Genomic DNA, 12,928 nt, shown 5'->3' with positions numbered 1-12,928 from the left:
TGCTGCGGGCACAGGGGGCGTCGAACGCGGTCGTGCCGTCGGAGTACACGTGCTCGTCCGCCTCGGCCACCGGCACAGAAGCGGTGGCCGGAGCGGGAAGCGCCGTCAGCCGGCCGCGCCGCCGGTGCCCGCGGGCAGCGGGGTGCGGTCGTCCCGGCCGGTGCGCCGCTGCCCGAGATGGGAGGCGAGCGCTTCCCAGCGCCGGGCGTGCGACTCCGCGAGCCGGGCGACGGCGTCCAGCCGGTGCGGCGGAACGTGCGCGGCGATGCCCTCGATCCCGTCCGCGAGCACACAGGAGACGTCGAGGGCGCGCAGCAGCGCGCGGCCGCTCTCGGTGTGCCGCAGGGAGGGGTCCTGGGTCAGAGATGCCAGTACGGGGCGCAGTGCGGTGACGGCCGTCGGCGGTACGGGCCTCCGGGGCGTCGGGACCAGGCCGGGCCGCGCGGGCCGGGCCCCGGCGCCCCGGCGGGGTACGGGATCCTCGCCGCGGCGCCTGCGTGCGCGTACGTCGGCCACGGTGGCCGGTGACAGTCCGGCCGCGCGGGCGACCTGCCGCAGGGAGGCGTGCGGGTCGTCGTTGAGCAGTCCGTCGGCGAGCTGCCGGCGGGCGGCGGAGTCGAGGGGCCGGGCCCGGCCGTCGAGGCCGAGCCGTCGTTCGTGCGGTGCGGTGGCGGCTCCGCTCTCCCGCCGGAGCGCTGCGATGCGCTTTCCCGGCAGTCCGGTGAGAGCGGCCAGCGCCCGGTCGGACCAGTCAGGCTGCACGCGGAGCGCGTGCCGGGCCGCTGCGGTACGTACCGCCACGGGCGGAACCATGCCGTGCGCGATGTCGACCAGCACCGACAGCAGTTCGCCGTCTTCCTCCGTGCCGTCGAAGAGACGGGCCCGGATGTGGGTGTGGCCGCGGAGCACGGCGGCGCGGGCCCGGCACACGCCGTCGATGACGAGCATCGTCGAGCGGTGCACGAGGACCGGCGCGAGGTCCTCCCCGGAGGCTGCGAGCGTCCGTGCGTACTGCTCGTCCTCCTCGGCGCTGCGCGGCGCGTGCGCCGTGTGCAGGTCCCGCAGCGGGACGGGCTCCACGGTCGAGGTGGGGGACAGCCGGTCGAGGAACGCCGTGAGCTGGCGGGCGCCGGCGTTCCGGTGCGGGGACGGGGCGCGACTGCCGGACCCGGGCTCCGTCACTGGGCGGCGGGCGGCTTGATCTCCTGCCAGCCGGAGTCGTGCGGGCAGCCGAAGCCGGGGGAGGAGCAGGTCGAGCCGGGCTCCAGAGTGAAGATCGGGACGGTGCCGGCGCTCGCGGTGCCGGCACCGAACAGCACGGCGGTGGCCGCGATCAGCGACATGGCCAGGGCCTTGGTCTTCTTCATGTTCGTGCTCCGTTCCTCGGTTGTTTTCCTGGACGACCACGAGTCTGCCCCGGCGCAAGAGCCGGGAGAAGGGAGATCAGGAGGGTCAAAATGGCCATGTCCGCCCTAGGCCACGGGCGGTTCGGGAAGCGGAACGTCCTCCCAGACGGCCGTCCACCCCCCCAGCTCGGGGCGGGCGGCGACCGCGGCGTGCCACGCCCGCTCGGAAGCGGAAGCAGCGGCCTGCCACGTGGCGGCGACGACGTACATGCCGAGGACGGGTCGTGTTCCCGGTTCGGCGCGCTGGACGACGTGTTCGATGCCCCGCACCCCGGCCGCGGCGGAGGCGGACGCGACGGCGGCCGCGGTGTCGGCGGGGAAGGGCCCGCTGCCGCCGGGGCGCGGGGTCAGGACTGCGCAGATCAGGAACATGGTTGAGACCATGCGGGTTTCGGGGCCCCAGTGCCAGGGGTTGCAGTTGGCCACTGCCGGGCGTCCCGCCCGGGACGGGCCGGAGCAATAGAATGCGGCGTCGAGCGTCCGCTGACCGGACGGGATCGTCGGAGGCCGGAGCGCGTCGGCACTGGATCCCGGCGCGGAAGACCCGCTCACATCACCTGCACCGCTCGTACTGCTCGCACCACTCGCACCACTCGCACCACAAGGGAACGTTCATGCTTGGTCCACTCGGCCTCAGCGCCGCATCCGAAGCGGTCTACCGGGAGATGCTGGCCCACCCGCTGGCCGGAGTGGCCGAGCTCTCCGGACAGCTGCAGCTGTCCGAGGACGCCGTGCGCGACGCCCTCGACCAGCTCTTCGAGCTGGCCCTGATCCGCACCTCGTCGGCGGACGGGTCCTCGATGCGCGCCATCACCCCCGACCTCGGGCTCATGAAACTCCTCGCGCGCCGCCAGGCCGAGCTGGCCGAGCAGCAGCAGCACGTCGAGCAGAGCCGCGCGGCGACGGCCGAGCTGATCGCCCAGTACGCACAGCACGACACGATGTCGATGGGCGCCGGCATCCGCTACCTCCGCGGCATCGACGCCATCCGCGACCACCTGGAAGCCCTCAACGACAACGTCAAGGAGGAGTTCCTCACCTTCGCCCCCGGCGGACCCCAGACGCCCGCCAACATGGAGGCCTCGCGCCCGCTCAACCGCCGCCTCCTCTCCCGCGGCATCACGATGCGCACCGTCTACCTGGACAGCATCCGCCGCGACGCCCCCACCGCCGGCCACGCGACCTGGCTCACCGAGCAGGGAGCGCACATCCGCACGGTGCCGACCCTGCCCAACCGCATGATCATCATCGACCGGCGCTCGGCCCTGATCGCCTCCGACTCCGACAGCACCGCCGACGGCGCCCTGGCCATCACGGACCCCGGCGTGATCTCCCTGATGTGCCGCCTGTTCGACCTCGTGTGGGACTCCGCCGAACCCTTCGGCGCCGCGCCCCAGCGCTCCTCCGGCGAACTGACCCGCCAGCAGACCGAGGTCGTGCGCCTGATGGCGGAGGGCCGCACCGACGAGTCGATCGCCAACAGCATGGGCATCTCCACCCGCACCGCCCGCCGCCTGACCACCGGCCTGCTCACCCACCTCGGCGCCCGCAGCCGCTTCCAGGCCGGCGTCCGGGCCGTACAGCTGGGGTACCTGCCGTCCCACCTTTGACGGACGCCGCCCGTTGGCCGCCTGCGCGGGGCCGCATCCGCTCGCCCGGGGCAGCGGCTGCGGGGTCAGCGGGCGATGGAGAGCGCGAAGGGCGTGAATCCGCTGGAGCGGATCACGTGCGGGACGAACAGGATCGCGGCCTCCGTGGCGCGGGCGGTCTGGATCCCGCCGAGGTCGGTGATCCACTCCTTCCTCCAGCCGAGGTCGGTGAGCAGGTCGTGGACGGTCTGCTTGGCCTGCGGGTCCTCGCCGGAGAGGAATGCGGTGGGCGGCTGGGCGAGGGCGGCCGGCGCGGTCATCACCGGGTAGAGCATGGTGTTGAGCGTCTTGACGACGCGGGTTTCGGGGAGTGCTTCCTGAAGCCGCTCGGCGAGGCTGGAGCCGGGGTGGATCAGGTCGGCGGGCAGGCCGTCGGGGCCGTCGGTGGTGGCGTTGGAGACGTCGACGAGGATCTTGCCCCGCAGTTCCTCGCGCAGCGCGGCGAGACGTTCCAGTGAGCCGGCGCCCGGTGTGGCGTTGATGACGATCCGGGCGGTGCGGGCGGCCTCGGCGGCGGCGCCCTGCGTGCGGTCCGCCACGGTGACCCGGTGCCCTGCTCGGGTCAGGGCGGCGGCCAGGTTGCCGCCGACGCGGCCGTTCCCGAGTACTGCGATCTCGTTCATGCGGATTCGGCTCCTTCTGTTTCTTTCTGCTCTTCGTCAGGGTCAGCGGGAGAGTGCCGATGCGGCTTGGGCGTGGACGCCGGGTGCGGCGGCCAGGAAGCTGTTGCTCTGCGGGGTCCAGGGTCGGCCCTCGGCGTCGGAGATCCGTCCGCCGGCCTCCCGGACGAGCAGCGCCCCGGGAAGCAGGTCCGCGCGGGCTCCGGCGAACTGCCAGAAGACGTCGGTCCTGCCGGCGGCCACGTTCGCCAGGTGCAGGGTCGCGGGCACAGCGGTTCGGACGACGAGTGCGCCGAGGAGCATCGCGGTGATCGAAGCGCCGACGCGGCGTACGACCTCCTCGTCCTCGTCCGGCCGGGCCTGGCTGGTGGCGACGATGCTCAGGTCGAGCTTCGCGGTCTGCGAGACATGCAGGGGCCGGCCGTCGAGGTGGGCACCCGCTCCCGCGAGCGCGGTGTAGGTCTCGCCCGTCAACGGCAGGTGGACCACGGTGAGTACCGGCTGGTTCTCCCGCACGAGGGTGGCGGTGACCGCCCATTCCGGCAGGGCGTGAAGGTGGTTGACGTTTCCTTCGGCCGGATCCACGACCCACCATTCGCCGGGCGGCAGCGCTCCGCCGTCGAGTTCGTCCTCCACCCAGCCGGCGTCAGGACGCAGCCGTGTGAGGCGGGGGCGCAGGATGTCGAGGGCCATGTCGTCGTTGACGGCGAGCGCGCGCATCAGCTCCTCGCGGGTCTCGTAGCGGACCACCTCGCCGAAGTGCTCGCGCAGCGCCGAACCTGCCGTACGCACGGCACTCGCGGTGTGGGCCAGCAGGTCGGCGTCGGCGGCGGTGACAGCGGCGGCGGTCTGCGGTGTTTCGGACATGGCGGTGCTCCTGACGGAGGAGGGGTGGGACGGGTGACGCCGTATCGGGCCGAGCCGGGCGTTCCGTCGTGCGCTTGTGCCTCAACGGTATGAAGACCCAGAGTTAACTTCAACTGCATGTAAAGCACGCCTAGGATTACTCCCATGCAATTGGACCTGAACCTGCTCACCGCGCTCGACGCGCTGCTGGAGGAGGGAAGCGTGGCCGGGGCGGCCGCGCGCCTGCATGTCACCGCCCCCGCGATGAGCCGGAGCCTGGGCCGTATCCGGCGCACGACCGGGGACCAGATTCTGGTGCGCACCGGCCGCACGATGACCCCGACGCCGTACGCGATCGCCGTCCGGGCACAGGTGCACGAGCTGCTGCACCAGGTCCAGGGGGTACTGGCGCCGAGCCGCGAACTCGATCTGGCAACGCTGGAGCGCACGTTCACACTTCGCTGGCACGAGTCCCTGGTCGCCCTGAGCGGACCCGCGCTCCTCACGTCCGTACGCGCACAGGCACCCGGCGTGCGATTGCGCTTCATCGGGGAATCAAGCCTCGACACGCACGAGTTGCGGCGCGGCGAGGTCGACTTGGAGGCGAACGCGAACCGCCCGACCGCGCCGGACGTCCGTACCGAGAACGCGGGCGAGACCCGCCTGGTCACCGTCGTGAGGCGGGGGCACCCCCTCACCCGCGCCAGGACCCTCACCGTGCAGCGCTACGCCGCAGCCGAGCACGTCACCGTGTCGCGACGTGGAAACCTCAACAACGCCCTCGACGAAGCCCTCGCCCGGCTGGACCTGAGCCGGCGCGTGGTGGCGACCGCGCCCACGGAAGCGGCGGCGTTCGCGTTCGCGCGCGACTCCGACCTGGTGCTCAGCGTCCCCGAAGCCACCACGCGCTCCGCGGTCACCGACCTCGGCCTGGTCGTGCTCCCCCTGCCGCTCGAACTGCCGGCGGCACCGATATACCTGTCGTGGCATCAGCGCCATGACACCGACAACGCTCACGCCTGGCTGCGCGGACTCGCACGCAACGCGCTGGCTTCGGTTGGCCCGCCATGAGGTCCACCCTGGGATGGGGAGCGCCGCCGGGGTCCCCGTCACGGCCCTGCGCGTGGACGGCGACGCCGCAGCCGCGCAGGCGGGGCCGCCGGCACGGTTGTGCCGGCGGCCCCGCCCGGGCGTCGGGGTCAGGAAGGGTCGCCGTACTGGAGGCCACGTCCGTTGGTGCCGACGTACACGCGGCCGAAGGCGTCGGGGTCGCCGGTGATGACGCCGGTGCTGCCGATGCCGCCCCACTGGTGGGCGTCGTCGTTGACGCGGACCCAGGTGGCGCCCTTGTCGGTGGAGCGGAAGACGCCGGTGACGTCCTTGACGGTGCCGATCAGGTACAGGGCCTGGTAGGAGGCGCCCGGTGCGGCCTTGCCGAAGCCGATGGCGGAGGCGGCCTTCACCGGGGCGAGCCTGGTGAAGGTGAGGCCACCGTCGGTGGAGTGCAGGAGCCCCTGGCCGCCGCCGGCGATCCACAGGTCGCCCGCGACTCCGGGGACGGCCTTGAGCCGGCCGTCGGCCGGCAGGTTGGCGGCCCGGGCGCTGAAGGTCGCCCCGCCGTCGGTGCTGGCGTGGAGCGTGCCGCCGGCCAGTGCGTAGAACGTCCCGGCCGAGGAGCGGTCGGCGACGACGACGGCGTCGGTGCCCAGGCCGCCGACCTTCGACCAGCTCGCTCCCTTGTCGGTCGAGCGGTACGGGGCCTGGCCGGCCTGGGTCCAGACGATGGCCGAGCCGTCGGCGGAGAGCGCCACCCGGCCGCTGTCGGCGCCGGCCACCGGTTCGGAAGCGAAGCCGTTCCAGCTGCGGCCGCCATCGGTGGAGTAGGCGCCGTCCTGCGCACCGCCACGGCCGACGCGGACCATCATCGAGGGGCTGGACTGCGCGAAGTCGATGGAGGTGCTGTTGGCCATCATCGGGTTCTTCAGCCGCCCGTCGGGCACCGCGGTCAGGGAGTCGTGGCGGAATCCGCCCAGGTCGCCCATGGCCGTGATGACGTGGGCGCCGCCGGGCGGGGCGATCGCGTCCAGCAGTGCGGTCTCCTCCAGCCCGCGGGCCCCCACGCTCCAGTGGCTGGTGCCGCCGCTGTCGGAGGCGTTGGCGTCCTTGCTGCGCAGGATGCCGCTGCCGGTGCCGTACAGCACGTGCCCGGAGTCGAAGGGATCGATGGCCAGGGCGGTCATCCAGTGCCCGGTCCCGGTACCCACGTACGGAGCGGCGGAGGCGTCCCGCACCGACTTGTCGGCCAGTGCCTTCCACGTCGTGCCGCCGTCGGTGGTCCGGTAGATCTCGTCCTCCGGCCACCAGCGGCCGAGGGTCGTGACCATCACCGTGGAGGGCTTGCGCGGGTCGACGGCCAGACCGGAGAACCCGTAGTTGCCCTGGGAGGGGGAGATGTTCTTCCACGCCCCGCCGGCCGGGGTGTGCTTCCACACCGAGCCGCCCGTCACGCCGTTGGGGCCGAGGGCGTTGGTGTACGTCAGGTACAGCGAGCCGTCACCGGAGACCACGCCGTGCTGCGGCATCTGGCCGGTCGGCTGCCCGGGGACGGCCTGCCAGGTGCTGCCGCCGTCGGTGGAGCGGTAGAGGGAGGTGGACTTGTCGGCGACGCCGACGTAGACCGTCTTGCTGCCGGCCGGCCCGTACGTCACGAAGGAGATGCCCGCGCCGCTGCTCGCCCCGTCCTTGACGGGGAACGAGGAGACCTGGCTCCATGTCGCGCCGTGGTCGGTGCTGCGCCACAGGCCGTTCTTGCGCGTGCCCAGCAGCAGGGTGCCGTTGTCCGCGGGGTTGACCGCCAGCCGCTCGCCCGCCCCGCGGCCGTCCTCGTTGCCGCCCAGCTTGAAGGGCAGGTCGGTGCGCTGGAAGGTGCGGCCGCGGTCCGTGGAGCGCAGGATCGCCCCGTTGCCCGCCCAGTTGTTGGTGTAGGTGCCGGTGGCGAGGTAGAGCCGGCTGGGGTCGACCGGGTCGGTGGCCAGCGCGTCGATGCCCAGCAGGTTCCAGTCCTTCTCGCCGATCCAGTCGGTCAGCGGGATCCACTGCTCGGCCCCGGAGTCCCAGCGGTAGGCGCCGCCCATGTCGGTACGCGCGTACAGCAGGCCCTTCTCCCGCGGGTTGAACACCAGGCCGCTGACGTATCCGCCGCCCACCACCTGGGCGTTTCGCCACGTGTACGGTCCGGATCCGGGCGCATGGGTCCCGCCCGTCCTCACCAGCTTCCACTGCTGGTTGGTACCGCCATGGCCGGGGTACTGGACGACTGCCGCGCCGTCGGCCGTGGAGCCGCCGGAGACGTCCAGGACCTGGCCGCTCCTGCGGGAGGTGAGGACGACGGCGTCGGAACCGCTCACCTCGTCGATCCGCCATTCCTGGGAGGCGGAGGAGCTGTCGGTCTGCTGCTCGACGGCGGCTGCCCGGGCCGTCGAATCGCCGGCTATGCCGAGCACTTTGCCGCTGTTCCGGTTCACCAGCTCGTAGTGGCCGTCCCCGGTGGGACGCAGCTTCCACTGCTGGTTGGCGGTGTTCTGGTCGGTCCACTGCTGGATGCGGGTGCCGTCTGCGGTGGAGAAGGCGTTGACGTCCAGCGCCTTGCCGCTGCGTACGGAGACCAGCCGGTAGTAGGCATTGCCGTCGACCGTCGCGGCCTGCGAGTCGTCCTGCACGTACAGGAAATACGGGACGAGGACGGCGGGCACACCGAGCAGCAGTCCGGTCCCGATCCGGCGACGGCGGTGACGTCCGCGGGGCCCGCCGTTCGTGGGGTTCTTCATGGGGAGTTGTTCTCCTTGCGTATCACTGTGGATCGGGGCAGGTCAGCGCTGCAGGGTGAGGAGACCGGGCCGGTAGGGCAGTCGGTCGTAGGGGCCCTGCGCCGTGGGGGACTTGCCCTGGTAGAGGAACCGCAGGTTGCAGGGGTCGATGGTCATGGTCTGGTCGGGGTTGTCGCGGACCAGGTCACCGTGGCTGATGTCGTTGGTCCAGGTGGCGCCGCTGTTCGCCTTGCCCGCGAAGGGGCTGCTTTCGCTGCCGGCCTGCGCGGTCCACGGGCCGTTCAGGCTGGGGGCCGTGAGCGAGCGGAAGTAGCGCGTCTGGTTCGCGCCCTTGGCCTCGACGATCATGAGGTACTGCTTCTGGCCCTGCACCTTGTACACCTGCGGCGCCTCGAAGAGGTTGTCGGGCGTGTCGCTCAAGACCGTCGTGTACGAGGAGCCGAAGTTCCCCGGGAAGTTTCCGATCGGCATGCTCGCCCGGTAGATCTTGCCGTTGTCACCGGCGAAGAACAGGTACATGTTCTGGTCGTCGGCGATCAGGGTCTGGTCGATCGGGCCGGTGGGGGAATCGGTGCGGGGGATGCTTCCGGTGAACAGCGGTTGCGGCGCGGACCAGCCGTCGGGGTTGGCCGGGTCGCTCGACGTGCGGTAGATGAAGGGCCACTGCCCCCACTGGTACGCCAGCACCCAGATCTTCTTGGGCGCGAAGTAGAAGAGTGTGGGCGCCACCGCGGGCTGGCTCATCCCGGTCTGGCGGGCCGACGCCATGTCCGGCCAGTTCGTGAAGGGCCCGAACATCATGGAGCCGTACGAGGATCCCGAGAAGTCCGACCCGTAGACCAGGTGCTTGCCGTTGTACGTCACGGTGGTGAAGTCCTTCAGCGAGGTCCACCCGTTCGCCGGCTGCGCCAGCGCACCCGTGGACGTCCACCGGTAGGTCGACGGAAGAGCACACGTGCCGCCCGTCGGCGTGGGCTTCGTCGGCGCGGGCTTCGGCTGGGTCGGCGACCCGGGCAGGCCGGTCCACTTCTGGTTGCCGCCGGACCAGCAGGAGTGCAGCTGGATCCTGGTGCGGTTGGCGGTGGCCGCGCCGACGGCGTCGAGGCACAGCCCGGACCGGGACCCGGCGATCGTGCCGTTGGTGTTGATGTCCCACTGCTGGCTGACGCCGCCGTCGCAGTCCTCGATGACCACCGCGGTGCCGTTGGCGGTGCCCTTGCCCCTGGCGTCCAGGCACTTGTTGCCGTAGATCATCAGCTGCTTGCCGGAGGTGTAGGTCCAGCGCTGGTTGGTTCCTCCGTGGCAGTCCCACAGCTGCGCCTGGGTTCCGTTGGCCGTGGTGGAACCCTCGATGTCGATGCAGCGGCCGGAGGCGACGCCCTTGATCGTGCCGGTGCTGGTACCGGGGGCTGTCTTGAGGGCGTTCACGACAGCCGTGTAGGCGGCCTTGGGGTTGCCGTTGTCGTCGAACAGCAGGGGGTGCTCGCCTTTGCGCCAGGAGTCGCTGTCGCGGATGCCCCAGACCGAGATGCCGGTGCACCGGGCGACGGACAGGCAGGCCTTGACCGTGTCGGCGTAGTGGGTGGGCGACGCCTGGGCGATGTCCAGTTCCGTGATCTGGACGTCGACGCCCAGGGCGGCGAAACGCGACAGGGTGGTCTGGAAGCTTGCCGGGGGACCGCCGGTGCCGAAGTGGCTCTGGAACCCGACGCAGTCGATCGGCACGCCACGGGACGTGAAGTCCCTGACCATGCTGTAGACGCCCTGGGTCTTGGCGTCCGACCAGTTCTCGATGTTGTAGTCGTTGTAGCAGAGCTTGGCGGAGGGGTCGGCTGCCCGCGCGGTGCGGAACGCCTCCTCGATGAAGCCGTTGCCCAGCACGTTCTGGAACACCGAGCTGCGGTGCTGGGTGGAGCCGTCGGCGAACGCCTCGTTGACCACGTCCCAGGAGTGGATCCTGCCCTTGTAGCGGGAGAGCAAGGTGGTGATGTGGTTGTTCATCACGCCGCGCAGCGTGTTCGCGTCGCCGATGGAGCCGACCCAGGACGGGAGCTGCGAGTGCCAGACCGCGGTGTGGCCGCGCAGGCGCTGGCCGTGGGCCGCGGCATGGTTGACGATCTGATCGGCCGGACCGAAGGAGAACGTGCCGCGGGACGGTTCGATCGCGTCCCACTTCATCTCGTTCTCCGGGGTGATCATGTTGAACTCCCGGTCCAGGATGTCGGCGTACTTCGCGTCGCCGAGCCTGCCGGCGGCCACAGCGGTGCCGAAGTACCTGCCCGAGGGCGCCGCATGCGCGCCCAGGGGGGTCGTGGCCCCGGCAGAGCCGGGCAGGAGCGTCATGACGCCCGCCACCAGCGCCGCGGCCGACAGCCCGATCGTCAGTGTCCGGCGACGCCCACCGCGCCGGTGCAGGCCCTTCATGCTGCTCCTCGGTGGACGAGGCGCCGATTCTGCGTACGGCTCGCGCGGGGCTCACGGATATGTCGCGTCATGGGGGGTTTCTTTCGCGTATGTGCCGACGGGGAGGTGGGGGACCGCTCACGCCGGCTCGCATGGTGAGCGGCGGGAAGAACCCCACGAAGTGGAGGCTTGCGAACGCGAGGCGGCGTAACAGAAAAGCGGCGCCGCCCCGACGATCACCCCGTGATGCATCTCGCAGGCGAAAAGTGTTACGGGCCGCCCTGGTCAGCGCTGGTGTCTCCCACGGCACCGGTGGGCGAACCGCGCATGCCGGAGCCCGGTGCCGGCTCGCCGGCTGTCACCGCACGGCTCGGCCCGGAAGCTTCAGGGAGCGGTCCTCAGGACCGGGCCTCGCGGACGACGAAGGAGGCCTGGCCGGCGAAGGCCCGGGTGCCGTCGGAGCCGTCGAGCCAGATACCGCCGTCGCGGTGGCGGAGGACCGACCCGGGGTAGTTGGAGGAGTGCAGGACCACCGACCCCGCGACCGCCCCGGGGCGCGGACAGAAGGTGGCGTCCTTCCGGAACAGCTCGCTGCCCTCGTCGGTGCTCAGCCGCAGCCGCAGATAGTGGTGGCGCAGATAACGGCCGTCGGCCGCACGGAGGGTGACGCACCGTGCGTCGGCCAGCCCCGGGACCACCGTGAACGTGATGCGCTGCCGTGTCTGCGCACTGCTGGACGCGGAGACCCGGCCCAGCGTCGCGAAGTCGCCGGAATACGTCAGGTAGAGGTCGGGTTCGTCCACGGACTCCAGTGATCGTGCGCCCAGCGGAACCGTGCCTGCGACCGCGGACGGACTCGCCGACGGCGGTCCGGCCGACGTGGGGGTGCTCGACGGGATCGGCGTGGGATTGCCGACCGTGGGAACGGCGATGACGCCGGGCGCCCGGTGGGCCGGTTCCGGCCAGGTCGCGTAGGTGGCGGCACCGGTGACGAGCGCCGCGCCGACGGCGATGCTCGCCAGCGGATGAGCGGTCACCGCGTGGAGTGTGCCGGTCAGCGCGCCGTGCAGACCGCCTCCCCCCGTCGCCGTCGCCGTCGCCGTGCCGACGGCGACGGGGGCCGCGGCCAGCCCGGCGGCGCTCGCGGCCGAACCCGACAGGAGGCCCTTGCCGGTCAGCGCGGCGATGAGTCCGGCAGGGACGGCCAGGGGCGCGAGACTGAGGAGCAGGAGCTCGGCGGGGACCCGGTTCGTCGTCGCCGCCGTGCAGACCGGGCAGTCACGGGTGTGCCGCGCGATCCGCTTCCGCCACACCGATGTACGCAGACCGTCCCAGCCGGCGACGGTCTCGCCCAGCTGCGGACAGCGCGGGTGGGTCTCCAGCGCGGCGACGACCGTCCGGCTCAGGTCCAGTTGCTCGCGCATGCGTTGCAGGCGCACTCCCACGTGGGCGACGGTGAGGTCCGTAGCGGCGGCCATCTCCTCGCGGCTCAGCAGTCCGGCGCGTTCCTGCCACCACAGTGAGAGCATCACCCGGTGGTCCGGGTCGAGCCACCGGCCGGCTTCGGCGATCTGGCGGCGTTCGTCCGACACATGGAGGCGCAGGATCGTCGCGTCCTCGGGTTCGGGGCCGGCGTCCGGTATGTGGACCGCCTCGTCGATGAGCGCCGTCCGGCCGGCGAAGTCGCGGTACCGCTGCCAATGGGTTCGTATCTGGCGGAGGGTGATCGACACCAGCCAGGAGCGGAAGCTGTCGGGGGCGCGCAAGGCGGGCAGATCGCGCACCACGCGCAGCAGCGTCTCCTGGACGACGTCGTCGACGTCGTCATGTCCGCTCACCGCCCGTCGGACGATGTTGTAGATCAAGGGCAGGTATGCGGCGATCAGCTCTTCGCGCGCCCGGTCGTCCCCGGCCTGCGCCGCGACGACCAGCCCCGCGTGGTCCGCATCCATGAGCCCCATTGCCCACCCTCCTCATCAAGGCGTCAGACCCTAGCGTCCGAGAGGTGTGCGACCAAAGCCCGTGCCGCCCAGGCCGTCTCTTTCGGATCTCGTCGGGGCCCGCGGCGCCTGGCACCGCACCTGGCCGCGTTGTCGGAGCGCCCGAGTGCGTCCAGTACACGGGCGCCCCTCCGCCTTGCCATGCACGGCACCAGCCACCGCGGGCAAGGCCGACAA

The 12,928-nt window shown here is 71.7% G+C and carries 10 protein-coding genes; 2 read left to right on the top strand and 8 right to left on the bottom strand.

Going from position 1 to position 12,928, the window contains the following annotated elements:
- Positions 1 to 105: 105 nt before the first annotated feature.
- The 3 genes from ACZ518_RS32355 to ACZ518_RS32345 all read right to left on the bottom strand — a co-directional run bounded on the left by ACZ518_RS32355 (position 106) and on the right by ACZ518_RS32345 (position 1,778).
- On the bottom strand, positions 106 to 1,182 hold the full coding sequence (locus ACZ518_RS32355) for a ParB/RepB/Spo0J family partition protein (protein ID WP_469116591.1): 1,077 nt from the start codon (positions 1,180 to 1,182) through the stop codon (positions 106 to 108).
- Positions 1,179 to 1,367: a hypothetical protein gene (locus ACZ518_RS32350; protein ID WP_469116590.1), complete on the bottom strand. Its 189-nt coding sequence runs from the start codon at positions 1,365 to 1,367 to the stop codon at positions 1,179 to 1,181. The genes ACZ518_RS32355 and ACZ518_RS32350 overlap by 4 nt, the downstream gene beginning before the upstream one ends.
- 105 nt (positions 1,368 to 1,472) lie before the next feature.
- Positions 1,473 to 1,778 carry a hypothetical protein gene (locus tag ACZ518_RS32345; RefSeq protein ID WP_469116589.1) on the bottom strand — a complete coding sequence of 102 codons (306 nt, stop codon included), beginning with the start codon at positions 1,776 to 1,778 and terminating at the stop codon, positions 1,473 to 1,475.
- A 242-nt stretch (positions 1,779 to 2,020) separates the two neighbouring features.
- Here ACZ518_RS32345 and ACZ518_RS32340 point away from each other — a divergent pair, with 242 nt between their 5' ends.
- On the top strand, positions 2,021 to 3,016 hold the full coding sequence (locus ACZ518_RS32340; protein WP_469116588.1) for a helix-turn-helix transcriptional regulator: 996 nt from the start codon (positions 2,021 to 2,023) through the stop codon (positions 3,014 to 3,016).
- Positions 3,017 to 3,081: 65 nt separating this feature from the next.
- Here ACZ518_RS32340 and ACZ518_RS32335 read toward each other — a convergent pair whose 3' ends face one another.
- Both ACZ518_RS32335 and ACZ518_RS32330 read right to left on the bottom strand, forming a co-directional pair.
- Positions 3,082 to 3,678 carry an NADPH-dependent F420 reductase gene (locus ACZ518_RS32335; protein WP_469116587.1) on the bottom strand — a complete coding sequence of 199 codons (597 nt, stop codon included), beginning with the start codon at positions 3,676 to 3,678 and terminating at the stop codon, positions 3,082 to 3,084.
- A 42-nt stretch (positions 3,679 to 3,720) separates the two neighbouring features.
- The gene (locus ACZ518_RS32330; protein ID WP_469116586.1) at positions 3,721 to 4,542 is read right to left on the bottom strand and encodes an inositol monophosphatase family protein; all 822 of its coding nucleotides are present in this window, start codon (positions 4,540 to 4,542) and stop codon (positions 3,721 to 3,723) included.
- A gap of 144 nt (positions 4,543 to 4,686) precedes the next feature.
- Here ACZ518_RS32330 and ACZ518_RS32325 point away from each other — a divergent pair, with 144 nt between their 5' ends.
- Entirely contained in the window at positions 4,687 to 5,592 is a 906-nt protein-coding gene (locus ACZ518_RS32325; protein ID WP_469116585.1) for a LysR family transcriptional regulator, read from the top strand.
- Positions 5,593 to 5,720: 128 nt separating this feature from the next.
- Here the strand turns inward: ACZ518_RS32325 and ACZ518_RS32320 are convergent, their stop codons facing one another.
- The 3 genes from ACZ518_RS32320 to ACZ518_RS32310 form a co-directional block, all read right to left on the bottom strand.
- A complete protein-coding gene (locus ACZ518_RS32320) occupies positions 5,721 to 8,348 on the bottom strand; it encodes an RICIN domain-containing protein (RefSeq protein ID WP_469116584.1) in 2,628 nt (875 codons plus the stop codon).
- 42 nt (positions 8,349 to 8,390) lie between these two features.
- The gene (locus ACZ518_RS32315; RefSeq protein ID WP_469116583.1) at positions 8,391 to 10,772 is read right to left on the bottom strand and encodes a non-reducing end alpha-L-arabinofuranosidase family hydrolase; all 2,382 of its coding nucleotides are present in this window, start codon (positions 10,770 to 10,772) and stop codon (positions 8,391 to 8,393) included.
- A 377-nt stretch (positions 10,773 to 11,149) separates the two neighbouring features.
- Positions 11,150 to 12,712: a sigma-70 family RNA polymerase sigma factor gene (locus ACZ518_RS32310; RefSeq protein WP_469116582.1), complete on the bottom strand. Its 1,563-nt coding sequence runs from the start codon at positions 12,710 to 12,712 to the stop codon at positions 11,150 to 11,152.
- Positions 12,713 to 12,928: the final 216 nt, after the last annotated feature.

This window comes from Streptomyces sp. NPDC033966, from assembly GCF_055575955.1.
This window is presented reverse-complemented; position numbering and strand designations above follow the sequence as displayed.